Raw genomic sequence first — 25,401 nt, forward strand, 5'->3', positions numbered from 1 at the left:
GCGGTCATGCTAGCACCGGCCCTGCGCGGCGCTGGTGCATTGCTGCGCACGGCGCGCCTTGTGTCGTATTCGCGCCTTGACGCATGTCAAGGCCTGAAGCGACGGGCCTGCTCAGGGATTGGCGGACCCGGCTGCCGCGTAGCGATCGGGCCGCCAGAGGCTGTCGGCGCAGTGGATCAGGTCCAGCGGATGGCGCTGGCCGCGCAGGTGGTCCTGCACGCACTGCCAGACCAGGGCCGATCGCGTGCGCCCTTCGCGCTCGGCCTGCGCGATCTCCCTGGGGCTCAGCCACAGCCAGCGCAGGATGCCCTCGTCCAGGGCCAGGCCGGGCAGCGGCTCACCCACCACGCCGCTGAAGGCCATGCGCAGGTAGGTGACGTCCTCGCCGGTGGCAGGGCGCTGGAAGCGGGCCATGTAGAGGCCCAGCAGGGACTGCGGCGTGAAGCTGTGGGCCGTCTCTTCGCGCACCTCGCGCACGACGGCCTCCAGCGGCGACTCGGCCTGCTCCAGGTGGCCCGCGGGCTGGTTGATGCGCAGGCCCTCGGGCGTCTGCTCCTCCACCATCAGGTAGCGCCCCTGCCGCTCGATCAGGGCGGCGACGGTGACGCTGGGCTTGAAACGCTGGGGCGGTGCGGGTGTGCTCATCCCTGCATTGTGGTGCGGAAGCCTCAGCAAGCCGGGCTTGGCGTCTCGCGAAAGGGAGGCCTCTCCAGAAGCCGGCCGGCCCCGCCTTCCCGGGGGCCGGGTGGTGCGAGGGTCGTGCGGCAGGGGCCGTCCTGGGGCAAACCCGCGTTCGCGGCCGGGTTGGCGCGTCATGAAGCCCATGTAAGCTCGCCGCAAGTCTTGCAATTCCCGTTCCCGATCCGCAGGCCGTGCCGCCCTGGGCCGCCGGCCTCGCGTTCCCACAGGAGAAGTCCGATGCTGATTGCAGTGCCGCAGGAAACCGCGGCGGGGGAGTCCCGTGTCGCGGCCACGCCGGAGACCGTGAAGAAGCTGGTGGCCCAGGGCCATCGTGTGCAGGTGGAGCGGGGCGCCGGCCTGCGGGCCAGCGTGACGGACGAGGCCTATGCCGCGGCCGGCGCGGAGCTGGTCTCGCGCGAGCAGGCCTATGCGGCCGAGATGCTGCTGAAGGTGCGCGCGCCGGGGCCCGAAGAGCTGGTCCTGATCAAGCCGGGCACCGTGCTCGTGGGCATGCTCAATCCCTTCGACCGCGAAGGCCTGCAGCGCCTGGCGGATGCAAAGCTCACCGCCTTCGCGCTGGAGGCTGCGCCGCGCACCACGCGGGCTCAGAGCATGGACGTGCTCTCCAGCCAGGCCAATGTGGCGGGCTACAAGGCGGTGATGATCGCGGCCGAGCGCTACCAGCGCTTCTTCCCCATGCTCATGACGGCGGCCGGCACGGTCAAGGCCGCGCGCGTGGTGGTGCTGGGCGTGGGCGTGGCGGGGCTGCAGGCCATCGCCACGGCCAAGCGCCTGGGCGCGGTGATCGAGGCCTCGGACGTGCGGCCCTCGGTCAAGGAGCAGGTTGAATCCCTGGGCGCCAAGTTCATCGACGTGCCCTACGAGACCGCCGAGGAGAAGGAGGCGGCCGAAGGCGTGGGCGGCTATGCACGCCCCATGCCGCCCAGCTGGCTGGAGCGCCAGAAGCTGGAGGTGGCCAAGCGCGTGGCGCAGGCGGACGTGGTCATCACCACGGCCCTGATCCCCGGCCGTGCCGCGCCCGTGCTGGTGACCGAGGACATGGTCAAGTCCATGAAGGCGGGCTCGGTGATCGTGGACCTCGCGGCGCCGGCCGGCGGCAACTGCCCGCTGACTGAGCCTGGCCAGACCGTCGTCAAGCACGGCGTCACGCTGGTGGGCGAGACCAACCTGCCCTCGCTGGTGGCGGCCGATGCCTCGGCCCTCTATGCCCGCAACGTGCTGGACTTCCTCAAGCTGGTCTGCACCAAGGAGGCCGGGTTCCAGATCCCGGCGGACGACGACATCGTCACGGCCTGCCTCGTCGCGCAGGACGGCCAGGTCAAACGCAACTGATCCGGAAGGAGCCGAGGCCATGGAAGCCATCGACCACACCATCATCAACCTCATCATCTTCGTGCTGGCCATCTATGTGGGCTACCACGTGGTCTGGACCGTCACGCCGGCCCTGCACACGCCGCTGATGGCCGTCACCAACGCCATCTCGGCCATCGTCATCGTCGGGGCCATGCTGGCCGCGGCGCTGACCACCACCGACATGGGCAAGGTGCTGGGCACCCTGGCCGTGGCGCTGGCTGCGGTCAATGTCTTCGGCGGCTTCCTCGTGACGAGGCGGATGCTGGAGATGTTCAAGAAGAAGGAACGCAAGTCTGCGCCGGCAGCCAAGGAGGGCCAGGCATGAGCATGAACCTCGTCACGCTGCTGTACCTGCTGGCCAGCGTCTGCTTCATCCAGGCCTTGAAGGGCCTCTCCCACCCGACCACCTCCATCCGGGGCAACGTCTTCGGCATGGTGGGCATGGCCATCGCGGCCGGCACCACCGCCGCGCTGATCGTCAAGCTGGCCAACGGCGACGCCTTCGGGCTCAGCTATGTGCTGGTGGGCCTGCTGATCGGCGGCGGCACGGGCGCCTTCATGGCGCAGCGGGTCGAGATGACCAAGATGCCCGAGCTCGTGGCCTTCATGCACAGCATGATCGGCCTGGCCGCGGTGTGCATCGCGGCAGCGGCCGTGCTGGAGCCGGCGGCCTTCAGCATCGCCGACGCCGCGGGGCGCATCCCGGGCGGCAACCGCATCGAGCTGGGCCTGGGGGCCTTCATCGGCGCCATCACCTTCAGCGGCTCGGTGATCGCCTTCGGCAAGCTCAGCGGCAAGTACAAGTTCCGGCTCTTCCAGGGGGCGCCGGTGACCTTCGCCGGCCAGCACTGGCTCAACCTGGCGCTGGGCCTGGCCTCGGCCTTCTTCATCTTCGGCTTCTGGCATTCGCAGAGCTGGATGGACTTCGGCCTGGTGCTCGCCCTGGGCTTCGTGCTGGGCGTGCTGCTGATCATTCCCATCGGCGGGGCCGACATGCCGGTGGTCGTGTCCATGCTCAACAGCTACTCGGGCTGGGCGGCGGCGGGCATCGGCTTCTCGCTCAACAACAGCATGCTGATCATCGCCGGCTCGCTGGTGGGCAGCTCGGGGGCCATCCTGAGCTACATCATGTGCAAGGCCATGAACCGCTCCTTCTTCAACGTGATCCTGGGCGGCTTCGGCGGCGATGCCTCGGCGGCGGCGGCCGGCGGCGCGGTGCAGCGCTCGGTCAAGAGCGGCAGCGCGGACGACGCCGCCTTCATCATGGGCAATGCCGAGAGCGTGATCATCGTGCCCGGCTACGGCCTGGCCGTGGCCCGCGCCCAGCATGCGGTGAAGGAGCTGGCGGCCAAGCTCACGGAGAAGGGCGTCAGCGTCAAGTACGCCATCCACCCGGTGGCCGGACGCATGCCCGGCCACATGAACGTGCTGCTGGCCGAGGCCGAGGTGCCCTATGACCAGGTCTTCGAGATGGAGGACATCAACGCCGAATTCGGCCAGGCCGATGTCGCCATCATCCTGGGCGCCAATGACGTGGTGAACCCCGCCGCCCACCAGAAGGGCAGCCCCATCTACGGCATGCCCATCCTGGAGGCCTACAAGGCCAAGACCGTGATCGTCAACAAGCGCTCCATGGCCGCGGGCTACGCGGGGCTGGACAATGAGCTCTTCTACATGGACAAGACGCTCATGGTGTTCGGCGACGCGAAGAAGGTCGTCGAGGACATGGTGAAGGCGATCGAATAGCGACGATGGAATCGAGTCATGGCTGAGCCCGCGGCCCCGCCGCGGGTGACGACGCGGATGAGCCGCCTGCGCGCGCTGCTGCTGGGCGTGCTGCTGCCCCTGCTGGCCCTGGCGGGCCTGCACTGGCTGTCCCTGCGTCTGGGGCCGCTGAACATGCCCCAGGTCATGCGCCTGGTGGACGGCCAGTGGATGGATGACAAGCTAGGCCCGCCGCCCCTGCTGGCCGGCCAGCAGCTGCCCGAGAAGGCCGAGGCCATGCAGCTGCCCGACGTGCGCACCGAGGGCAGCGAGTCGGGCTGGTACCTGCTGGACTTCAAGCTGGCCGAGAGCGTGCACGAGCCCTGGCTGGTGGCCTTCACCCACAACCCCGACCTCAACCTCTACCTGGACGGCAAGCTGCTGGCGCGCTCGCAGCAGGGCCTGGAGCTGGAGCCCATGTACCGCGGGCTGCGCCTGGGCAGCAGCGGCGTGCTGATCAACGTGCCCCCCGCCATGCTGGAGGCGGGCGAGCATCGCCTGGCCCTGCACCTGGGCGCCACCGGGGAGCAGATGGGCACGCTGTCCGTCGTGCAGATGGGTCCGGCCACGCAGATGCGCCAGCTGCAGAAGGCGCGCGACTTCTGGCAGAGCGCGCGGCTGCTGACGGCGCTGAGCGCGGCGCTGCTGGGGCTCTTCCTGCTGCTGGTCTGGCTGGCGCTGCGCCAGGAATGGGTCTACGGCCTGACCGGCGTCTACGCCCTCAGCGCGGCCCTGCTGCTGCTGCCCTATCTCAGCGTGGCACCCGTGCCCCTGCCCTGGTGGCGCATGATCCTGGACGCCGCCGACATCCTGGCCCGCGGCCTGATGCTGCTGCTGGTGGTGCAGTGGTTTGCGCCGGGCGACTCCTGGGGGCGGCGCCTGGCCCTGGCCTTCATGGTCATCGCCCTGCCCATCGACCTCTGGGCGGCCTATCACGGCTCCGTCTGGGATGCCTTCGAGAACCTCTGGCCCTGGTGGGCCCTGGGCAGCCGGGGCGTGGTGATGGTCGGCGCCTGGGGCGTGGTGCTGCGTGCGGCACTGCGCAGCGGACAGATCGCGCACAGCCTGGCCGCGGCCAGCCTGGGCCTGGCCTTCTTCTGCTGGGCCTACGTCGGCTATTTCGCGCTGATCGACGAGGGCAGCTTCCCCCTTGTCGACATCAACGTGGCTGGCTATGCGGCCGTGGTGGGCATGGCGGGCTATGTGCTGCAGCGCCGCTTCGTGGCTTCGCTGCGCGCCCAGGCGCGCTCGCGCCAGGCGCTGGAGGAGGCCCTGGCCGAACGCAGCCGTGAGCTCGAGGCCCGCTACCAGGACCTGCAGCGCAGCGAGCAGCTGCGCGTGGCGGCCCAGGAGCGCGAGCGCCTGCTGCAGGAGATGCACGACGGCCTGGGCTCGCAGCTGCTGATGGCCAAGCTGGGGGCGCGCCAGGGCATGGACACCGACACCCTCGTGGCCCTGCTGGACGACTGCATCGCCGAGATGCGCCTGACCATCGACGCGATGACCGTGGACGACGGCGACCTGGGCCTGCTGCTGGCCAATGTCCGCCACCGCCTGCAGGACCGGCTGCGCTCGGCCGGCCTGCAGCTGGAATGGCAGCTGCAGGACACGCCCCACCTGCCACGCCTGATGGGCGCTCAGGGGCGGGACCTGGTGCGCATCGTGCAGGAGGCGCTGAGCAATGTGCTGCACCATGCGCAGGCCGGCCGGGTGCGCTTTGCCACGCGCGTGGTGGACGACGGGGCCGCGGTGCTGCTGAGCATCAGCGACGACGGCCTGGGCCTGCGCGGCACCCGCCGCGAGGGTCAGGGGCTCAAGGGCATGCGCAAGCGCGCCGAGCGCATCGGGGCCCAGATCAGCTGGCGCGAAGTGGACCCGGGCAGCGAGCGGCCGGGCTGCGAGCTGCAGCTGCGCATCCCCGTGGTCCCGCGCTAGGGTCAGTCCTGAAGGCAGCCCGTTCGCACGGGCCTGCGATGTGCGAACAGGCCCGGGGCGGGCACGGGGTCAGGTCTTGCTCAGGCCACCATCGGGGGCGAGGGCGGGGTGAGCTGGTGCTGCCAGCGGCGCTGGATGTCGGCCAGCTTGGGCGCCAGCGTCAGGAAGAGCCCGGCAAGGCGCGGGTCGAAGTGCCGGCCCTGCTGCTCGGCGATCCAGTCCAGGGCCTGCTCCGGCGCCCAGGCTTCCTTGTAGGCCCGCTTCATGGTCAGGGCATCGTAGACATCGGCGATGGCCACGATGCGGGCCGACTCCGGGATGGCTGTGCCCGCGATGCCGTGCGGGTAGCCGCTGCCGTCCCAGCGCTCGTGGTGGTGCAGGGCGATCTCCGCGGCCATCTGGAAGACCGGCGCCGCGCTCTTGGACAGGATCTCATGACCGATCAGCGGATGGCGGCGCATCAGCACCCATTCGTCCTCGTCCAGCGGGCCGGGCTTGCCCAGGATGTGGTCGGGCACGCCGATCTTGCCGGTGTCGTGCAGCGGGGCGGCCAGCTCGATCAGGCGGCAGCTCTCCACGCTCCAGCCCGCCGCGCGCGCCAGCTCGGCAGAGTAGGCCGCCATGCGCCAGACATGGGCGCCGGTGTCGTTGTCATTGAAGTGGCCGGCCTCGCTGAGCATGTAGATGGCGTCGCGGTGGCTGCGCTCCAGACGGCTGTGCCGCACCAGGGACAGGTGCGTCTGCACGCGCGCCCGCACGACCAGGGGCGAGATGGGCTTGACGATGAAGTCCACGCCGCCGGCTTCGAAGCCGCGGGCCTCGTCCCCCACATCCGAGAGGCTGGTGACGAAGATCACCGGCAGGTACTCGGTCGCCGGGTTGGCCTTGATGGCGCGGCAGACCTCGTAGCCGTCCATGCCGGGCATGCGGATGTCCAGCAGCACCAGGGCCGGCTTGTGCTTGGCGATGGCCTCCAGTGCGCTGCCGCCGTCGCGGGCATAGATCAGCTTGTGCACTGCGCCCAGGGCGAGGCGCATGGCGTCCAGATTGATGGGTTCGTCGTCGACGACCAGGATGGGTCCTTGGGGCATGTTCAGCTCTCCCTTTCCAGAACGGGGCCGCGGCTGGCGGCATCGAAGATGAGACGGGCGCCACGGAAGTCGTAGCTCGCAAGGCAGCGGTCCAGCGCGGCCAGCAATTCGGGGTCCAGCTTGCCCTGGCATTGCGACAGGGCCTGGGCGAAGCTGTCGTAGTCGTCGCTGTCCAGAGCCTCGCGCAGGTGGCTGGGGTCAGGACTTGCCACCGGCTGGGGCCCGGGCGTTGCACGCGGCCCGGCGGCGGTGGGCGCGGCATCGGGCATCAGCTCCTCGATCTGCTGGAAGGCCTGGCCGATGGCCTGCTGCAAGGCCTGCAGCGCCGCGGCAGCTTCGTCCTGCAGGTCCGGATCCATGCTGGTGATCTCCAGGCGGGCCGCCGTGGCGGCGAGCTGCTCCAGTCCCAGCAGGGCGGCGGCGCCGCGCAGCTTGTGGGCGTAGGCGGCGCGGGCCTCGCTGTCGTCGGGCAGCTCGTCGGCACTGTGGCTGTAGGCGGCCGAGAAGCGCAGCAGGGCGGCCTGCCAGGCCGGCTCGTCGCCGAAGGACTGCAGGCCGCGCGTCCGGTTCAGCAGCAGCGGGGCCGCCCCCTGGGGCGCGGCGCCGGGCGCGGGGATGGCGGCGGCCGGGGCCTCCAGGACCTCGAGGATGGCGCGGACGAGCTCATCGGCCGTGTAGGGCTTGGCCACGAAGCCGTTGACGCCGGCGGCCAGCGCCCGCTCGCGCTGCTCCCTGAAGGCGCCGGCGCTCAGCGCCAGCACGGGCAGGCTCACATGGCGCGGATTGCGGCGCAGGGCGCGCGTGGCGGCATAGCCGTCGAGCACGGGCATCTGCATGTCCATCAGCACCACGTCCACCTCTTCGCGGCCCTCCAGGCGCTGCAGCGCCGCGCGGCCATCCTCGGCCTCCATGACGGTGGCCCCCTCGCGCTGCAGCATGCGGGCGGCGACCTCGCGGTTGATGTCGCTGTCGTCGACCACCAGCACGTGCCAGCCCTGCAGACGAGGCTGGCCGGGCTCGCTGCCCGGGTGGTGCTCGACCTGCCCGCGATGCCCCTGGGCGGCCAGCACGGCGTCGTAGAGGCTGGAGGCGGTGACGGGCTTGGTCAGCACGGCGTCGACCAGGGACTCGGTGTCCTGGCCGCGCAGCTCGTTGCGGTCGTAGGCGGTGACCATCACGATGATGGGCCACTGCCCGACCTCCCGGTGCTGCTCCCGGATGCGGCGCGCGGTCTCCAGCCCGTCAAGGCCGGGCATGCGCCAGTCCAGCACCAGCACGTCGTAGGGCCCGTCGCCGGCCTGCGCCAGGCTGGCCAGGGCCGCCTCGCCGGAGTCGACGGTCTGCGCGCGCCAGCCCAGGCCCTGGGCGGTCTGGCGCAGCACCTGGCGTGCGAGGTCGTGGTCGTCGGCGATGAGCACGGACAGCCCGCCGCCGCTGCGGTGCACGGGGAGGTCGGTGCTGGCGGCCGGCAGGCTCAGCTCGAAGCTGAACTCGCTGCCCCGGCCGGGCTCGCTGTCCACGGTCAGCACGCCGCCCATCAGGGCGACCAGGCGCGAGCTGATGGCCAGGCCCAGGCCGGTGCCGCCGTAGCTGCGCGTGGTGGAGTTGTCGGCCTGGTTGAAGGCCTCGAAGATCACGGTCTGCTTGTCACGCGGGATGCCGATGCCGGTGTCGCGCACGCTGAAGCGCAGGCGCCGCGGGACGCCCTCGGCCTCGCCATCGTCCAGCCGCTGCACGCTGAGCATGACCTCGCCGCTGGGCGTGAACTTGAGCGCGTTGCTGAGCAGGTTGGTCAGGACCTGGCCCAGGCGCAGCGCATCGCCCACCAGGTACTCCGCGCCGGCCGGCGCATGGCCGATCAGCAGCTCCACCGGCTTGGTGCCCAGCACCGGGGCCATGATGGAGGCGAGGTTGTCCAGCACGTCGGCCAGGCGGAAGGGCGCCTGCTCCAGCTCCAGGCGCTCGGCCTCGATCTTGCTGAAGTCCAGCACGTCGTTGACGATGGCCAGCAGGCCCTGGCCGGCGCCGTGGATCTTGCCCGCCATCTCCCCGGCCTCGCCGGTCAGCTGCTGCTGCTGCAGCAGGTAGGCCAGGCCCAGGATGGCGTTGAGCGGCGTGCGGATCTCGTGGCTCATGTTGGACAGGAAGGCCGACTTGGCGAGGTTGGCCTGCTCTGCCGCCACCACGGCGTCCTGCAGCTGCGCCGTGCGCTTGAGCACGAGGCTTTCAAGGTCGGTGTTGAGCTCCTGCACGCGCAGCTTGGCCTCGATCTCGGCGCTGATGTCCAGGTTGGTCCCCACCACCTGCACGGGCTGACCCAGGCGGTTGCGTTCCAGGATGGCGGCCGCCTTGATCCAGCGCACGCCGCCCCGGTCCAGCGTCACGCGGAAGACCGGCGCATAGCTGCCCTCGCCGCGGACCAGGCGCTGCAGCTGGCGCTCGGCCTCGGCGATGTCGTCCGGGTGCACATGGGTGCGCCAGTAGTCGTAGAACAGCCCGTGCTGGCGCTGCTCGGGCGGCAGGCCGTAGAGCTCGCACATGCGCTCGTCCCAGAAGAGCTGGTTGTCGCCCAGCTGCCAGATCCAGATGCCGATGCCCGCGGCGTCCACGGCCAGCTTGAAGCGGGCGTCGTGCCGCTTCTCGTCGGTGACGTCGCGCGCGGTCTTGGCTGCGCCGATGACGCGGCCATTGGTGTCCCGCACGGGCGACACGGTGACCGCCACGTCGATCAGCCGCCCGTCGCGGCGCCGGCGCACGGTGTCGAAGCGCGGCACGACCTCGCCCCGCGCGATGGTCTCCAGGATGCGCCGCTCTTCGGGGACCTGCTCCTCGGGGATGACCAGCGCCGTCATGGGCTGACCCAGGGCCTGCTGCGCGGTGTAGCCGAAGATGCGCTCGGCCGCCGGATTCCAGCTGGTCACGCGGCCCTGCAGGTCCTTGCCGATGATGGCGTCGCTGGAGCCCTCGATGATGGCCGCCAGCCGCTCCATGCCGGCCTGCGCCAGGCGCCGGCGCATCAGGGCCAGCAAGGCCACGTGCAGCAGCAGGGCCATGAGGGCGGCGCCCAGCAGCACCAGGAAGGCGGCCCGGCCCGGGGTCAGGGCGTCGGTCTCGGGCATGAACTCGGGCGTGACCGCCGCCTCGATCTGCCAGGGGCGGCCGTAGACCGCCAGATTGCGTTGCAGCTGCGGGCCGTCGAGCACGGCCTGTTCGAAGCGGGGCGAGGCGAACAGGGGTGGCGAGCCGGGCTCCTGGCTGGCATCGCGGATGCGCAGCAGCAGGCCCCTGGGCACGGCGCCCAGCTGCTGCAGCACCTCGTCCATGGCCAGCGGGCTGAAGGACAGCGCGTAGGCGGCCGCCCGCCGCTCGCTGACCGTCTCCAGCGGGCGTCCCGGGCCGTAGATGGGCAGGATGAAGAGCATGCCCTGGCTGGACTTGCCCTTGGCCTGCACCAGGGTGATGGGGCGGGAGAGGATGGCCTGGCCGCTGTCGATGGCCAGCTGGGCGGCATCCCGGCGGTGAGGCTCGGAGGCGATGTCCAGGCCCACGGCCTCGGCGTTGCCGGCCACGGGCTCCAGGTACTGGATGACCAGCCGGTCGCCCGCATGGGGCGCCATCTGGCGGATGGCGAAGTCGGCCCAGCCATCGCTGCGCGCGGCGCTCAGGAAGGCTTCCTCGCCCTCCCGCGGCACCCGGCGGATCATGCCGAAGCCCCGTGCGCCCGGAAACTCGCGGTCGAGGTCCCGCGAGTCCATATAGCTCCGGAATCGTTCCCTGCTGATGAGCTCCGGCCCTGCCGCGATCACGGCGCCACGGGCCCCGCGCAGGCCGAATTCGTAGGTGCGCATGCGCTCCAGCAGCGAGTCCAGCACGGTTTCGGTGGTGCTGGCCAGGCGCTGCTCCCGCTGCGCGCGCTGCTGATCGGCCAGGCGGCGGTCCACCCAGGTCGCCAGCACGATGCCCAGCGCCATCACGAGCAAGGGGCCGGCCAGGCCGGCATGCCAAGGCTTCATCGCTCAGTCCTGCATCAGCGGATGCGCAGATCGACGCCCTGTCGGTGCCGCCCTGCCACCATGGAACCAAGTTGCTCGGATTGGCCGCTGTCTCTCCCTGTGACCTCTGGCGCGCCTGCTGCTAGGGCCTGCGCTGCCCGGGTCCGGGCCATCCGAGACCGCAGGGTAGCGTGGCCGGCGGACCTTGTCTCGCCAGGGTTGTGACATTTTTTGCAGCTGATACCAGCATCCCTGACAGGTCACGACTGTGCGATCTGGGGGTTTCTCTCTAGTTTCGCTATCGAATCCCCTGATCGCACGCCCTGCCGCCTCGGGGAGAATCGGCGCGACGATATGGAGACAACAATGGAGAAACCCTGGCTGAAAAGCTATCCGGCAGGCGTTCCGGCTGAGATCCATGCGGAGCAGTACGCTTCCCTGGTCGAGCTGATGGACGCTGCGTTCAAGAAGTACCCGGACCGGCCAGCCTACAAGCTGATGGGGCGGACCCTCAGCTTCGCCCAGATCGACGAGGCCTCCCGCGCCCTGGCGGCCTATCTGCAGGGCCTGGGCCTCGAGAAGGGCGACCGCGTCGCCCTCATGATGCCCAACCTCCCGCAATACCCGGTGGCCGTGGCCGCCGTGCTGCGCGCCGGCTTCGTGGTGGTCAACGTCAACCCGCTGTACACCCCGCGCGAGCTGGAGCACCAGCTCAAGGATGCCGGCGCCCGCGCCATCGTCATCATCGAGAACTTTGCCGCCACCCTGCAGCAGGTCATCAACAACGTGCCGACCAAGCACGTGGTGCTGGCCTCCATGGGCGACATGCTGGGCTTCCCCAAGGGCCTGATCGTCAACTACGTGGTGCGCAAGGTGAAGAAGCTGGTGCCGGCCTTCGAGCTGCCCCAGGCCGTGCGCTTCAACGACGCCCTGTCCCGCGGCCGGAGCCAGTCCTACAAGACGCCCAAGGTGGCGTCCACCGACATCGCCGTGCTGCAGTACACCGGCGGCACCACCGGCGTCAGCAAGGGGGCCGTGCTGCTGCACCGCAACCTCGTGGCCAATGTGATGCAGTGCGAGGCCTGGTACCTGCCGGCCCTGGCGAAGGTGCCGCAGGGCGAGCAGGTGGTGTCGGTCTGCGCGCTGCCGCTGTACCACATCTTCGGCTTCACCACGAACATGATGCTGTCCATGCACACGGGTGGCTGCAATGTGCTGATTCCCAATCCGCGCGACCTGCCGGGCGTCTTCAAGGAGCTGTCCCAGCACCGCTTCCACAGCATGCCCGCGGTCAACACGCTCTTCATGGCCATGGCCAACCACAAGGACTTCAACACGGTGGACTGGAGCCACCTGGTGATCTCCGTGGGCGGCGGCATGGCCGTGCAGCAGGCCACGGCCAAGCTGTGGCTGGAGAAGACCGGCTGCCCGATCTGCGAGGGCTACGGCCTCTCCGAGACCTCGCCCGTGGCCAGCTGCAACCCGACGGATTCCAAGTCCTACACCGGCACCATCGGCCTGCCCGTGCCCGGTACCGAGATGAAGCTGCTGGACGACGACGGCCACGAGGTGCCCGCTGGCGGCACCGGCGAGATCGCCATCAAGGGCCCGCAGGTGATGGCCGGCTACTGGCAGCGCCCGGACGAGACGGCCAAGGTCATGACGGCGGACGGCTTCTTCCGCACCGGTGACGTCGGCCAGATGGACGAGCGCGGCTACTTCAAGATCGTGGACCGCAAGAAGGACATGATCCTGGTCAGCGGCTTCAACGTCTACCCGAACGAGGTCGAGGACGTCATCACCCAGATGCCGGGCGTGCTCGAGTGCGCCGCCGTGGGCGTGCCGGACGACAAGGCCGGCGAGGCGGTCAAGGTGGTCATCGTGCGCAAGGACCCGAACGTCAGCGAGGCCGATGTCCGCGCCTTCTGCGAAGCCAATCTGACGGGCTACAAGCGCCCCAAGATCGTCGAGTTCCGGACCGACCTGCCCAAGACCCCGGTCGGCAAGATCCTGCGTCGCGAACTGCGGGACAAAAAGTAGCACTTTCCCGACGGTGGGTCTTCTGGGTAACGCGTAAGCTCCCGCCCAGGAGACTTTTGCCGTGTTGGACCAGAGCTATCAGAAAACCGACGCCGGCCGCGCTGAAATGAAGGTGCGCCAGCTCGTCAACGCCCGCGCCACCCGCAACCTGCTGCTGGTGATCGATGCCAGCAAGTCCGCCCGCCAGTGGCTGGGCCTGGTGCAGGGCAGCACCGAAGCCGATGTGCAGCAGCTGCTGGACCTCGGCCTGATCCGGGCCGCGGGAGCGGCACTGGGGCCGGCTCCCGCGCCGGCCGCGGACGCCACCTTCGCCCCGGCCTTCGGCACGGCGCCTGCGGCCACGCCCGTGCCGGCACCGGCGCCCGCAGCCGCCGCCGCGGGGGGCGACCCCCAGCTGGACTACGAGCAGCTCTACGCCTACCTCACCCGCCACGCCAAGCAGTACCTGGGCCTGATGAAGGGCTACAAGGTGGTGCTGGAGGTCGAGCGCTGCAGCGGCCTGCCCGAGCTGCAGGACTACGCCCGCCGCTTCGTCGAGATGGTGCGCGAGGCCCAGGGCGATGATCTGGCCGAGCAGGTCAAGCGCGCCATGGGCATGCACTGAGCCTCGCCCGGGGCGCCTCGGCTTCTTTGGCACACTGGCGGGTTCCGGCGACCTTTCCCTGAACCCTGCCCATGCCTCCACGCTTCTTCGTCGATATCCCCCTGGCCGGCCCGGCCGAGCTGTGCCTGCCCGCTGCCGCCGCCCGCCATGTGCAGGTGCTGCGCCTGCAGCCCGGCAGCCCCCTGACCCTGTTCGACGGCTCGGGCGACGAATGGCAGGCCGAAGTCACCGCCATGGGCCGCAGCGAGGTGCGCGTGCAGCTGCACGCCCGCCAGCTGGTCAACCGCGAGCTGGCCACGGCCCTGACCCTGTGCGTCGTGATGCCGGCCAATGACCGCATGGACGGCATCGTCGAGAAGGCCACCGAGCTGGGCGCCGTGGCCATCCAGCCCCTGATGAGCGAGCGTTCGGTCCTGCGCCTGCAGGGCGATCGCGCGCAGAAGAAGCAGGCGCACTGGCAGGGCGTGGCCATTGCCGCGGCCGAGCAGTGCGGCCGGGCCTGCGTCACCCAGATCCACCCGGTCCAGACCCTCGCCGCCTGGCTGGCGGGCCTGGACGCGACGGCGCCCGCCCGCCGCTGGCTCCTGAGCCCCACCGCCGCCCGGCCCCTGCACGAGCGCGCCGCCGGCGAGCCCCAGCCCACCCTGGTCCTCAGCGGCCCCGAGGGCGGCCTGAGCCCCGCCGAGGAGCAGGCCGCCCGCGATCGCGGCTTCGAGGCCCTGCAGCTGGGGCCGCGCATCCTGCGGGCGGACACCGCCCCCCTGGCCGTGCTGGGCTGGGTGGCTTTGCAGCAGGCCTGAGCGGCCGGTTCCGACGCCGCTGGATCCACCCATGCTGGACGTGTACCTGGGCTCCCGCCACAGCGAGCTGTGCCTTCAGCTCTGTGAGCGGGACTTTGCCGGACGCTGGGAACTTGTCGAGTTCCTGCAGCGGCATGGCATTCCTTTCGACTTCTATCGCGATTTCCAGATCGACGCCGAACGCGCCGAAGCGCTGGCCCGGCACTTGGCCACCGCCCTGGTCTCGCCGCTGAACAGGGAGTCCCCGGCGATGCTGGCGCTGTATGCCCTGCTGCTGAAGTCGGCGCTGCAAGGGCAGGCGCTCTACTTCGTCGGGGACTAGGGCCCCAAGGGCGGGCCGGACAGAAAGCCGTGTCTGGTGTTAGCCTCGCTGCCCCGCCCCCCGAAAGCCGCCATGAACCCCGCGCTGATGCTGCTGACCCTGTGCCAGGGTCTGTTCCTGACCAACAACGTCACCTTCATCGCCATCAACGGTCTGGTGGGTCTGGCCCTGGCGCCCGTGCCCTGGATGGCCACGTTGCCGGTGTGCAGCTATGTGGCGGGCGGGGCCCTGTTCGCGCCTCTGGTGGCGCGGCACCAGCGCGCCTGGGGGCGGCGGCGCGGTTTCCAGCTGGCGGCGCTGGTGGCGGTGATGAGCTGCTCGCTGGCGGCCTTTGCGGTCAGCGAGCGCAGCTTCTGGCTGGTGGTGCTGGCCACGCTGCTGGCGGGTTACTACAACGCCAGCGCGGGCCTGTACCGCTTCGTGTCGACCGAGCTGGTGAAGCCCGCGCGCCGCGAGACCGCCATCTCCTGGGTCCTGGCCGGCGGCCTGCTGGGCGCGGTGGCCGGGCCGGCACTGGCCAAGTTCAGCCGGGACCTGCTCGTGCAGCCCTTCGCCGGCGCCTACCTGGCCCTGGTGGGCGTGGCGCTGCTGAGCCTGCTGGTGGTCTCGCTGATTCCCTTCCCGCCCCTGGCCGAGTCGCAGCCCGGCGCGGCCACGGGCCGCTCCTGGCAGCAGCTGATGCGGGAGGAGCCCTTCTTCCTCGTGGCCATCGCCGCCTGCTCTCTGGGCTATGGAGTGATGAACCTGCTGATGGCCGCCACGCCCATCGCGATGAAGCAGTGCAGCCTGCCCTTCGACAACGCCACCTTCGTGCTGCAGTGGCATGTGCTGGGCATGTTCGCGCCCAGCTTCTTCACCGGCCACCTGATCCAGCGCGTGGGCGTGCTGCCGGTGATGGCGACGGGGCTGCTGTTGAACCTGGTCTGCGTGGGCTTTGCCTTGTCAGGGCAAGACCTGACCCATTTCCTGGGCGCCCTGCTGGCCCTGGGCGTGGGCTGGAACTTCCTCTTCGTGGGCGGCACCACGCTCTTCACCCGGGCCTACCGTCCCGAGGAGAAGACCCGCGCGCAGGCCACCATGGAGGTCTGCATCAACAGCACCATGACGCTCACCGCCTTCAGCTCCGGCGCTCTGGTGACGGCCGGGGGCTGGCAGCGCATGGCCCTGGGCTCCCTGCTGCCGCTGGCCCTCATCGGCCTGGCGCTGGCGGTGGGCGCGCGCCGCCTCATTCAGCAGCGCGCGGCTTCTCCCGTGCCGAACCCTTGATCAGGTCGAAGCGGAACAGCCGGCACTCGATGGGGCCGTTCCACATGGGCACGCGGCGGTTTTCCTTGAGCCGCATCTTGGTGGGCAGCTTCATGTCCGGGCACAGCAGCCAGGCGGTCCAGCCGGCGGGGTTCTCGGTGTAGCTGCGCTTCCAGTGGGCGGCCAGGCGGGGGAAGAAGTCGTCGTCCGCATCGCGCTGCTCGGAGCCGCTGGCCTCGCGCACGGCCGCTGCCTTGCCGCGCACCTCGATCCGCTCGCCGTAGGGCGGGTTCATCATGATGGTGCCGGGCATGCCCTCGGGCAGCTTCGGCGCCGCACGCTCCAGGGCGTCGCCGCCATTGAACTGGATGTACTGCGCCACGCCGGCGCGTTCGGCGTTGCGGCGGGCGAAGTCGACCATGCGGAAGGCGACGTCGCTGGCGAAGATGGGCACGGCCGGCGGGTGCACGCGGGCCTGGGCGGCCTGCTTCATCTCGGCCCAGCGGGCGCGCAGAGGCTGGAAGGGCAGCTGGCGCTCGAAGGCGAAGCGGCGCTGGATGCCCGGCGCGATGCCGCAGGCGATCTGCGCGGCCTCGACCGGGATGGTGCCCGAGCCGCAGCAGGGGTCGTGCAGGGCGCCGCCGGTCTCGGGCGTGCCACGCCAGCCGGCCGCGGCCAGCATGGCGGCGGCGAGGGTCTCCTTCAGCGGGGCGTCGCCCTTGTCCACGCGCCAGCCGCGCTTGAAGAGGGGCTCGCCGGAGGTGTCCACGTACAGCGCCGCGCGGTCTTCGCCGAGGTGCAGGACCACGGGCAGGTCGGGCGCGCGGGTGTCCACGCTGGGGCGCTCGCCGGTGGCATCGCGCAGGGCGTCGCAGATGGCGTCCTTGATGCGCAGGGTGGCGAAGTTCAGGCTGCGCAGGGGCGAGCGCTGGGCGGTGGTGTCGACACGGATGGTGTGCTGCGGGCCGATCCAGCGGTCCCAGTCCACGCGCCGGGCGAGCACGTAGAGGTCGTCCTCGTGCCGGTAGCCGCCCTCGATCAGCTCCACCAGCACGCGCTGGGCGAGGCGGCTCTCGAGGTTGATCTGCATGACGTCCTCCGCCGTGCCCTGCACCGAGCAGCCGCCGCGCATCGCGTGGATGCGGCCGCGCGGCAGGATGCGTTGCAGCTCCTCCTCCAGCAGAGGCTCCACCCCACCGGGGCAGGAGACGAAGAGGTACAGCGTTTCAGGGCGGGACATGGCGGGACTTCGGCGTGCAAAGCGCCTATTGTCCCAGGTCCCCCGGCCCCCGCGTCATCCGCCGGCGCGCGGCGTGCCTGCCGGCCAGCTCTGCACCAGGGCCTGGAAGTCCTGCAGGGCCAGCGGGCGAGCGTACAGATAGCCCTGGAAGGCATGGCAGCCCTGCTGCTGCAGCGCATGGCGCTGGGCATCGGTCTCCACGCCCTCGGCGATCACGTCCAGCCCCAGGCTCTCGCCCAGCTGGATCACCGCCCGGGCGATGGCCATGGCATTGGGCTCGGTGACGAGGTCACGCACAAAGCTCTGGTCGATCTTGAGCTGGTCCAGCGGCAGGCGCTTGAGATAGGCCAGCGAGGAGTAGCCGGTGCCGAAGTCGTCCAGCGAGAAATGCAGGCCCAGGCTGCGCAGGGCCACCATCAGGGCGATGACCTGTTCGACGTTCTCGACCAGGGCGCTCTCGGTGATCTCCAGCTTGAGCTTGTCGGTGGGCGCGCCGCTGCGGGCCAGCAGCTGCTGCATGAAGCCGAGGAAGCCCTTCTGGCGGAACTGGTGCGCACTGACGTTGACGGCCAGCGTGAGCCCCGCCATGTGCGGCTCGCGCGCCCACAGCCCCAGCTGCGCGCAGGCCTGCTGCAGCACCCATTCACCCAGCTGGGCGATCAGGCCGGTGTGCTCGGCCAGGGGGATGAAGCGGGCCGGAGAGACCCAGCCCAGCACCGGATGGTTCCAGCGCAGCAGGGCCTCGGCACCGACGATGAGGCCCCGATCGTCCACCTGGGCCTGGTAGAAGAGCTCCAGCTGCTGGCAGTCGATGGCCTGGCGCAGGTCGGCCTCCAGGGCCGTCAGCTCGGCCATGGCGGCCTGCGTGGCCGGGTCGAAGAAGCACAGGCGGTTGCGGCCCGCGGCCTTGGCCTGGTACATGGCGTGGTCGGCATGCTTGAGGAGGTCCTCGCTGCTGCCGGTGTCCCCGCCCCAGATCACGATGCCGATGCTGGGCGTGCTGTGGTGCTGGTGGCCGTCCAGCTGATGGGGCTGGCCCAGCACGCGCAGCAGCTTCTCGGCCGCCGCTTCGGCATGCAGGCCCGCCACCTCGGCGTTCTGGCCGAGGTCGTGCAGCACGACCACGAACTCGTCCCCGCCCCAGCGCGCGATGGTGTCCTCGCTGCGCAGGGCTGCCTGCAGGCGGCGCGCCACGCCGACCAGCACGCGGTCGCCCATGCCGTGGCCCAGGGTGTCATTGAGGGCCTTGAAGTTGTCCAGGTCGATGAACAGCACCGCGCCGTGGCGGTGATTGCGCCGGTTGATGGCCAGGGCCTGGTTGAGGCGGTCCAGCAGCAGGCGCCGGTTGGGCAGGCCGGTCAGGGAATCGTAGAAGGCCAGCTGCTCGATCTCCGCCTCGGCCTTCTTTCGTTCGGTGATGTCGCGGGTGAGGCCGATGAACAGCGGCTCGCCGTCCTGCAGGATCTCCGAGACCGCCAGGCTCATGGGGAAGATGCTGCCGTCCTTGCGCCGTCCGTTGACATCGCGGCCGATGCCGATCACATGCGGCACCTGCGTGTCCAGGTAGCGGCGCACATGCCCGGCATGGTGAGGGCGTTCGGCCTCCGGCATCAGCAGCTCCACCCGCTGGCCCACCAGTTCCTCGGCGCTGTAGCCGAACATGCGGCAGGCGGCCGGGTTGATGGCGTCGATGCGGCCCTTGGCGTCCATGGTGATCATGCCGTCGACCATGTTGTCCAGGATCGCCTGGGTGTGCTGCGCATGGGCCTGCAGCTGCGCCTCTGCCCGCTTGGCCGCGCTGATGTCCATGTGGGTGCCGACCATGCGGGTGGGGCGGCGCTCGGCATCGCGCGCCATGATGCGGCCGTTGGCATGGATCCAGACCCAGTGGCCGTCACGGTGGCGCAGGCGGTAGTCCTGGGTGTACTGGGACAGCGCGCCGGACAGGTAGCGTTGCAGCTGTTCCTGCACGACGGGCCTGTCGTCCGGATGCAGTCGATCCTCCCAGGCCCGCACATGGTCCTCGATCTCGTGCGGGGAATAGCCCAGCATCGCGCACCAGCGCCTGTCGAAGCGGGTCTCGCCGCTGACGAGATTCCAGTCCCACAGGCCGAGAGCCGCGCCCTCCAGCGCCAGGGCGGTGCGGGCGGCGCTGTCGCGCTCGCTGCGCCGCTGCTGGCGCCTCTGCAGCTCCACCAGGCGCCGGCGCCGCTGGTAGAAGAACAGGCCCAGGGTGGACAGCAGGCCCAGGGCGGCGCCGGCCAGCACGGCGCTGTACAGCTGGCGCCGCCAGAAGCCCTCCACGCTGCGCATGGAGCGGCCGACGGCCACGTACAGGCGCTGATCCAGCCAGAGACCCTCCGGGGACACGGTGCGCGCGGCCACCAGGCGCAGGTCATGGCTCAGCCGCGACTGCTGCAGGTGCAGGCTGGCCGGCAGGCCGCCGCGCAGGTGGTGCTCCAGCACCGAGCCGGGCTGGTCCAGCACATTGCGGGAGATCCAGTCCTCCACATGGGGCTGGACCGCAAACATGGCGCCGCTCTCATGGGCGATGGCGGCCCAGGTGTCCTCCGAGGGCTGGACAGTGGCCAGCACCAGCGAGAAGTAGTCGGGGTCCAGGCTGGCCACGATGACGCCCTGGTAGTGGCCCTCGGCGTCATGCAGGGTGCGGGCCAGCGCCACGCTGCGGTCGTCCAGCAGGGTCTGGAACGGCGGGGTGATATGCAGCAGCCCCTCCTGCGGATGCCGCCGGCTCTGGCGGACATAGGGGCGGTCCGAGACGTCACGGCCCAGCAGCTCGGGCATGGACGAGACCTGCACACGGCCGCCGGCATCGACGACCAGCAGCAGCCGCACGCCGGGCATGGCGCGGGTGAGGGTCTGGAGCATCGATTCGCCGTCGGCCTGCTTGTGTGCCGGGCGCCAGCGCGGGTACTCGGCGTCCACTGTCTGCAGGGCGGCCTGGATGGCGATCAGCTGCTGAGAGACGATGCCGTCCAGGGTCTGGACCAGGCTCTGCAGCTTTTCGCCTTCATGGGCGCGGGCGACCTGGCGTTCATTGAGCAGCCACAGCCCCTGCAGCAGCCAGGTGCACATCAGGCCCAGGCACAGCCACAGCCAGGCATGCCAGGGCCTGAAGCGTGTGCTGCCCGACCCTTCAGCCGACAGGGCCGCGTCCGCGGGCGCCGGCCGGTCGGCCGAGATCGCAGCGGAGGAAGGGGGGGACTGCATGACCATGGCGCAAAGACTGGCCACCATAGCGAGCGCCAGGTGGCCGAGGCTTGATGTTGGTCAATTTCCACCTCCACCGCCGCTTCGTCAACGGTGGAGGCGTGATGTGCTGCTCGCGCAGCGGCTCAGGGGTGGGCGGCCATCACCTGGGCCACGGCGGCCGTCAGGCGCTTGCCGTAGGGCACATGCAGGAACTCGTTGGGGCCGTGCGCATTGCTCTTGGGGCCGAGCACGCCGCAGACCATCATCTGGGCCTTGGGGAAGCCCTTCTGCAGCATGCCCATCAGCGGGATGGTGCCACCCTGGCCGATGTAGCCGACCTCGGTGTCGAAGTGGCGCAGGCTGGCCTCCGCCACGGCCTTGGACAGCCAGGGCTGCAGGTCCGGCGTGTTCCAGCCCGTGGCACCGTAGGCGCCGGCACGCCCGTCCGGCACGAAGCTGACCCGGGCGTTGTAGGGCGCGTTGTCTTCCAGCAGGGCCTTGAGCTTCAGTGCGGCCTCGTTGCCGTCGATCAGCGGCGGCAGGCGCAGCGAGAGCTTGAAGGCGGTGAAGGGGCGCAGCACATTGCCGGCATTGCTGATGGGCGGCATGCCGTCCACGCCGGTCACCGACAGCGTCGGGCGCCAGGTGCGGTTGAGCAGCACCTCCAGCGGTTCGGTGGTGACGGGCAGCACCGGGCCGCCGTCCGCGCCGCAGGCCCAGGGCATGCGCTTGTAGACCTCGGCGCCGAGGATGTCGGCCGTGGTCTGGGCCTGCGCGATGCGGTCGGCGGGGATGTCGCAATGGAAGTCGGCCGGCAGCAGATGGCCGGTCTTGGCGTCTTCCAGGCGGTCCAGCAGCTGGCGCATGATGCGGAAGCTGCTGGGCGCCACGCCGGAGTTGTCACCGCTGTGGATGCCCTCGGTGAGCACCTCCACCTTCAGCGTGCCGGTCACGTTGCCGCGCAGGCTGGTGGTGAGCCACAGGCGGTCGTAGTCGCCGGCGCCGCTGTCCAGGCAGACCACCAGGCTGACATTGCCCAGGCGTTCCTTGAGCAGGTCGATGTAGGCGGGGAGGTCGTAGGAGCCGGACTCCTCGCAGGTCTCGATCAGGCCCACGCAGCGCGGGCGCGGGATGCCCTGGCGGTCCAGGGCCATGATGGCCGTCAGCGAGGCGTAGATGGCATAGCCGTCATCGGCGCCACCACGGCCGTAGAGCTTGCCGTCCTCGTACTTGGGCGTCCAGGGGCCGAGGTCGGAGCGCCAGCCGCTGAACTCGGGCTGCTTGTCCAGGTGGCCGTACAGCAGCACGGTGTCCTCGCAGCCCGCCTTGGTGGCCGGTACCTCGAAGAAGATCACCGGTGTGCGGTCGGGAATGCGGATGACCTCCAGCTTGAGCCCCGCCACCTTCTTGCTCTCCACCCAGCTCGCGGCATTGCGCAGCACGGCCTCGATATGGCCGTGGGCCGCCCAGTCCGCATCGAACATGGGGCTCTTGGCCGGGATGGCGATGTAGTCGGTCAGGGCAGGAACGATTTCCTCGTCCCAGACCTGGGCGGCAAACTGCCCCAGGCTGCTGGCTTCGTCGGCCTGCAGGGGCAGGTGGGGGTCACGTGCGTTCATGGCGGTCTCCTGGCGGCTGGTGGCCGCGAGCCAGCTATTCTAGGAGGGTGGTCCTGCCCGCGCTTTAGGTATGGCCCGGGGCTGCGAAATGAAATGCACCTCCATCACGTACGAGCACGGCAGGAGGAAACAATCCGCGGCTTACCAACCTGGCAAAGGGCCGGGCTGCGGGGGCTGTGAAGCTGGGTTGTCCGTTCCTTCCCCGCCCGAGACCCACTCCAGCTGTTCGTCAGTTAGCACCGAGGGCTGGCTCGCTGGCGCCACCTCAGGCTTGTCAGAACTGCAATTGTCTTGGCGAATGTCCACCTGCCGCTCCTCAAATGGTCAAAAAATGATGCCCAGTCTCAGCGCTTTGAGAGCCGCCTGATGTTCGCTCATGCAACCAAGATCCTGAGCGATTTTTCGCAAACAAAGTTTCACCAAGTCTTCGGTGATATTCAGTAAGGCAGCGATTTCTTCAGTCGATTTTCCTTCAAGGGTCCAACTCAAGGCATCTACCTCTTGAGGTGTTAGCTTGTCGATGGTCAAGTTCTCTGGAGGGAGGAACAGGCGAAATGCCGTGTCAAGCGCATGAGCCGCGAACAGCTGCAAATGTGGAAGTGCATGCGCAACATGGCGGGTATCTGCTTCTAGGTCATGATCTGTGTGGACGCAAAAAGCAAAGTGGCGCCCACCTTGCAAATGCGAACTGATGCTGATCCCAGATCGGAGTCCGTAGGCTGAGAAAAGATCGTAGATGTCAGCTACCAGGGGCGAACGGTAGTTGCGGGTGCCCCAGACGATGGGAACGCTGCTTGTTTTGCAGTGTTGCATGACCGGATCGCGCTTCCAGTAGCTGGAGTCGATTGCGTTCCAGTCCGGATTACCAATGTTGTCCACGCAGATGAATTCCGATTCCGCGTTTTCATGATCCACGACCGTCAAAGTGTCGACGGTTCTGAAGCCCAGGTTCTGCGCAAATCGAACGATCTCCGTCCGGAACTCGTCCTCATTTCTTGCGGACATGACGCCGAGGTAGTCGTTGTGCAACATGGCTGGCAACTCCAAGCAGTTAGGCCAAATTGTGCCGGTCTTGGTAGTCCCGGTGATCTGTAACGCTTACCAGTAGGCATGCGACCCGCCGCGACGGAGACTCCGGCCCAGACTCGGAGTTAGTTGCTCAATGCAAACCCCCTTGCATACATCGCCGGCTTTGATGAATTGGACTGCGAAGTCCTGGCCGGCTGTCCGATGGTCTATAGGAAGCAGGACAGCCCTGAAGTTCGCGCATGTCCGGACGACGCGGCTTTCTGACACAGCGTTGAGCGCAGGTTGCTCGGCCTATGGGCATACGCTTTGGGCATGCGTCAATAGTCCGGACGCCATCGGGCTAGGCTGGGACTGGGCGCTGCTGGACTATCCCGCCAACTGCCTGCTTGTGGCGGACGCGATGACAGTCGCAAGCAATCTGCGCCTGCTCGACCCCGAACGGCTTCGGTATCTCAGTACCAATCGTTCTGTGGCCTATTTGAATTGTCTAATCGCGTCACTGAACTGGCGAGTCGAAGTCGCGCGGCAGCTGGGGCTCTCTTTCGTCGAGCCCCCATGCTGATGCCGTATCTCGATCAGTACCGCTCCAGCCAGACCCTCAACCTCTCGAACACCTGCTGCTGCTCGGGCTCGTTGAAGATCTCGTGGAAGAGCTTCTCGAAGCACTGGCTCTGCACCACGGCCTTGGGGGCGCTGGCGGCGAAGCGGCTGGAGCCGGTGGGGGAGACGCAGCGGTCGGCGCCGGCCCACATCAGCAGGGTGGGCAGGGTCCAGTCGGCAGCGCGGGCCAGCACGGCCTCGCCGCCGCGGGCGATCACGGCGGCCAGGGTGGGTGTGATGCGGTTGTGCACCAGCGGGTCCTGCTGATAGGCGCTGACCACGTCCTGGCTGCGCGAGATCCACGCCGGCTTGAGGCCGTTGCCCACGGCCAGGTGCGGCAACAGCGGCAGCGTGGCGGCCAGCAGGCCGCGCTGGAAGGCGCTCGTGTCCACGGCCAGGGCCGGGGAGCTGAGGACCAGGCCGTCCAGGGGGCGGAACCAGGGCGGGGGCGAGCCGGCGCCGGGCAGGCCCCCGGCCACGAAGCGCGCGGCGATCAGGCCGCCCATGCTGTGGCCCAGCATGATCAGCGGGCCGGCGCCCAGCGTGGCATCGGCCCGTACTTCGTCGATCACCAGGGCCAGGTCTTGCTCGAAGCGGCGGTCGTGGGGCAGGTCGCCGCGGGCGCCGCCGGAGGCGCCATGCCCGCGCTGGTCATGGCCGACCACATGCCAGCCCCAGTGGTTCAGATGGGCGGCCACGTGCTCGTAGCGGCCCACATGCTCGCCCAGGCCGTGAACGATCAGTACCGTGCCTCGGGCCGGTCCCATGCCGGTTTTGTTCCATTGCCGCCAGTGCAGGGGCACGCCATCGTCAGTCTTCAGGGTTCGCATGCGGCGCAGTGTAGGCAGGGCCGGCGGCGGCTTTCCCTGGGGCAAGCCCTGGGAAGCGTGCGCTTTGACCTAGGGGCAGCTCTCCATCTTGTCACCTGCGCGATGGCCGAACGCCCCGGCGGCGCTAGGCTTGGCGGCTTCATCGAGCATGCAAGGATCCCCATGAGCGCAGCCCACTACTTCGACCTGGACCTGCAGGAGGGCGGCGTGGCCCTGCTGACCCTCAACCAGCCCGAGCGCATGAACACCATGGCGCCGGACTTCTTCCCTGCCCTGCGTGACGCCGTGCAGCGCCTGCATGACGAAGGCCAGGCCCGCGTGCTGGTGATCGCATCCACCGGCAAGCACTTCAGCGCCGGCATGGCCTTGCAGACCTTCGCGGGCCAGGGCGGCCTGCTGGATACGGGCGATGCCCGCGCACGGCTCTCCTTCCAGGATTCCCTGCGCCGCCTGATGGCCTGCTTCACGGTGCTGGACGAGGCGCGCTTCCCGGTGATCTGCGCGGTGCAGGGCGGCTGCATCGGCGGTGCCTTCGACCTCGCCGCGGCCTGCGACATCCGCCTGTGCAGCGCCGACGCCTTCTTCAGCATCCAGGAGACCACCATCGGCATGGCGGCCGACCTGGGCATCCTGCAGCGCCTGCAGGGTCTGATCCCGGCCGGCATGGCCCGTCAGATGGCCTACACCGGCGAGCGCCTGGGCGCCGAGCGCGCGCTGCAGCTGGGCCTGGTCAACGCCATCGCGCCGGATGCGGCCGCGCTGCTCGAGCAGGCCCTGGCCCTGGCGCGGCAGATCGCGCTGAAGTCACCCCTGGCCATCGCCGGCAGCAAGCTGGCGCTGAACCATGCGCGGGACCACGGCGTGGCCGCTTCGCTGCAGCAGATGAGCCTGCTGCAGAGCGCCATCTTCGACACCGGCGAAATGGGCCGCGCCATCATGGCCTGGCAGGCCAAGCGCGAGGATGCGGGCTTCGAGGCGCTGAAGCCGGTGGCGGCGCTGCCGCAGGGCTGATCGCGGACGGC

Annotated in this window: 19 protein-coding genes; 11 read left to right on the forward strand and 8 right to left on the reverse strand. The window is 69.5% G+C overall.

Features of this window, described 5'->3' with window-relative positions:
- Window positions 1-111 precede the first annotated feature (111 nt).
- Window positions 112-645, reverse strand: coding sequence for an NUDIX hydrolase (locus O9Y01_RS07545; protein WP_269630920.1), 534 nt, complete (start codon window positions 643-645; stop codon window positions 112-114).
- 273 nt (window positions 646-918) lie between these two features.
- On the opposite strand from O9Y01_RS07545, the gene O9Y01_RS07550 reads away from it, so the two are divergent.
- From O9Y01_RS07550 to O9Y01_RS07565, 4 genes are read left to right on the forward strand one after another with little or no spacing between them, the layout of a single operon-like run.
- Window positions 919-2,034, forward strand: a complete 1,116-nt coding sequence (locus O9Y01_RS07550; protein ID WP_269630922.1) for a Re/Si-specific NAD(P)(+) transhydrogenase subunit alpha — start codon at window positions 919-921, stop codon at window positions 2,032-2,034.
- Between the two features lie 19 nt (window positions 2,035-2,053).
- Window positions 2,054-2,380 carry an NAD(P) transhydrogenase subunit alpha gene (locus O9Y01_RS07555; RefSeq protein ID WP_269630923.1) on the forward strand — a complete coding sequence of 109 codons (327 nt, stop codon included), beginning with the start codon at window positions 2,054-2,056 and terminating at the stop codon, window positions 2,378-2,380.
- Complete coding sequence (locus O9Y01_RS07560; protein ID WP_269630924.1) at window positions 2,377-3,801, forward strand: NAD(P)(+) transhydrogenase (Re/Si-specific) subunit beta; 1,425 nt, start codon at window positions 2,377-2,379, stop codon at window positions 3,799-3,801. Before O9Y01_RS07555 ends, O9Y01_RS07560 begins: the two co-directional genes overlap by 4 nt.
- A gap of 18 nt (window positions 3,802-3,819) precedes the next feature.
- The gene (locus O9Y01_RS07565; RefSeq protein WP_269630925.1) at window positions 3,820-5,754 is read left to right on the forward strand and encodes a sensor histidine kinase; all 1,935 of its coding nucleotides are present in this window, start codon (window positions 3,820-3,822) and stop codon (window positions 5,752-5,754) included.
- Window positions 5,755-5,834: 80 nt separating this feature from the next.
- Here the strand turns inward: O9Y01_RS07565 and O9Y01_RS07570 are convergent, their stop codons facing one another.
- Together O9Y01_RS07570 and O9Y01_RS07575 are read right to left on the reverse strand one after the other, a co-directional pair.
- Window positions 5,835-6,845 (reverse strand): HD domain-containing phosphohydrolase, encoded by a 1,011-nt coding sequence (locus tag O9Y01_RS07570; RefSeq protein WP_269630926.1) that lies wholly within the window; start codon window positions 6,843-6,845, stop codon window positions 5,835-5,837.
- Between the two features lie 2 nt (window positions 6,846-6,847).
- Entirely contained in the window at window positions 6,848-10,858 is a 4,011-nt protein-coding gene (locus O9Y01_RS07575; protein ID WP_269630927.1) for a CHASE domain-containing protein, read from the reverse strand.
- A gap of 345 nt (window positions 10,859-11,203) precedes the next feature.
- Between O9Y01_RS07575 and O9Y01_RS07580 the strand changes: the two genes are divergently transcribed.
- From O9Y01_RS07580 to O9Y01_RS07600, 5 genes are all read left to right on the forward strand, one after another.
- Window positions 11,204-12,877: a long-chain-fatty-acid--CoA ligase gene (locus O9Y01_RS07580; RefSeq protein ID WP_269630928.1), complete on the forward strand. Its 1,674-nt coding sequence runs from the start codon at window positions 11,204-11,206 to the stop codon at window positions 12,875-12,877.
- 61 nt (window positions 12,878-12,938) lie between these two features.
- The gene (locus O9Y01_RS07585; RefSeq protein WP_269630929.1) at window positions 12,939-13,481 is read left to right on the forward strand and encodes a hypothetical protein; all 543 of its coding nucleotides are present in this window, start codon (window positions 12,939-12,941) and stop codon (window positions 13,479-13,481) included.
- Between the two features lie 71 nt (window positions 13,482-13,552).
- Window positions 13,553-14,281, forward strand: coding sequence for a 16S rRNA (uracil(1498)-N(3))-methyltransferase (locus O9Y01_RS07590; RefSeq protein ID WP_269630930.1), 729 nt, complete (start codon window positions 13,553-13,555; stop codon window positions 14,279-14,281).
- 31 nt (window positions 14,282-14,312) lie between these two features.
- On the forward strand, window positions 14,313-14,603 hold the full coding sequence (locus O9Y01_RS07595; protein ID WP_269630931.1) for a hypothetical protein: 291 nt from the start codon (window positions 14,313-14,315) through the stop codon (window positions 14,601-14,603).
- Between the two features lie 72 nt (window positions 14,604-14,675).
- Entirely contained in the window at window positions 14,676-15,869 is a 1,194-nt protein-coding gene (locus O9Y01_RS07600; protein WP_269630932.1) for an MFS transporter, read from the forward strand.
- On the opposite strand, the gene O9Y01_RS07605 is transcribed toward O9Y01_RS07600, so the two are convergent.
- The 4 genes from O9Y01_RS07605 to O9Y01_RS07620 all read right to left on the reverse strand — a co-directional run bounded on the left by O9Y01_RS07605 (window position 15,829) and on the right by O9Y01_RS07620 (window position 22,952).
- Entirely contained in the window at window positions 15,829-17,088 is a 1,260-nt protein-coding gene (locus O9Y01_RS07605; RefSeq protein WP_269630933.1) for a THUMP domain-containing class I SAM-dependent RNA methyltransferase, read from the reverse strand. The two genes, O9Y01_RS07600 and O9Y01_RS07605, sit on opposite strands and share 41 nt — an antisense overlap.
- 54 nt (window positions 17,089-17,142) lie before the next feature.
- Window positions 17,143-20,319, reverse strand: a complete 3,177-nt coding sequence (locus tag O9Y01_RS07610) for a bifunctional diguanylate cyclase/phosphodiesterase (RefSeq protein ID WP_269630934.1) — start codon at window positions 20,317-20,319, stop codon at window positions 17,143-17,145.
- A gap of 125 nt (window positions 20,320-20,444) precedes the next feature.
- Entirely contained in the window at window positions 20,445-21,920 is a 1,476-nt protein-coding gene (locus tag O9Y01_RS07615) for a M20 family metallopeptidase (RefSeq protein WP_269630935.1), read from the reverse strand.
- Window positions 21,921-22,244: 324 nt separating this feature from the next.
- On the reverse strand, window positions 22,245-22,952 hold the full coding sequence (locus tag O9Y01_RS07620) for a helix-turn-helix transcriptional regulator (protein ID WP_269630936.1): 708 nt from the start codon (window positions 22,950-22,952) through the stop codon (window positions 22,245-22,247).
- Window positions 22,953-23,115: 163 nt separating this feature from the next.
- On the opposite strand from O9Y01_RS07620, the gene O9Y01_RS23165 reads away from it, so the two are divergent.
- Window positions 23,116-23,511 carry a DUF4902 domain-containing protein gene (locus O9Y01_RS23165; RefSeq protein ID WP_442952735.1) on the forward strand — a complete coding sequence of 132 codons (396 nt, stop codon included), beginning with the start codon at window positions 23,116-23,118 and terminating at the stop codon, window positions 23,509-23,511.
- Between the two features lie 13 nt (window positions 23,512-23,524).
- Here the strand turns inward: O9Y01_RS23165 and O9Y01_RS07625 are convergent, their stop codons facing one another.
- Complete coding sequence (locus O9Y01_RS07625; RefSeq protein ID WP_269630937.1) at window positions 23,525-24,379, reverse strand: alpha/beta hydrolase; 855 nt, start codon at window positions 24,377-24,379, stop codon at window positions 23,525-23,527.
- A 162-nt stretch (window positions 24,380-24,541) separates the two neighbouring features.
- Between O9Y01_RS07625 and O9Y01_RS07630 the strand changes: the two genes are divergently transcribed.
- Window positions 24,542-25,390, forward strand: coding sequence for an enoyl-CoA hydratase-related protein (locus O9Y01_RS07630; protein WP_269630938.1), 849 nt, complete (start codon window positions 24,542-24,544; stop codon window positions 25,388-25,390).
- Window positions 25,391-25,401: the final 11 nt, after the last annotated feature.

Origin of the sequence: Pelomonas sp. BJYL3 (assembly GCF_027257975.1) — a bacterium.
Lineage (GTDB): Bacteria > Pseudomonadota > Gammaproteobacteria > Burkholderiales > Burkholderiaceae_C > Roseateles_B > Roseateles_B flavus.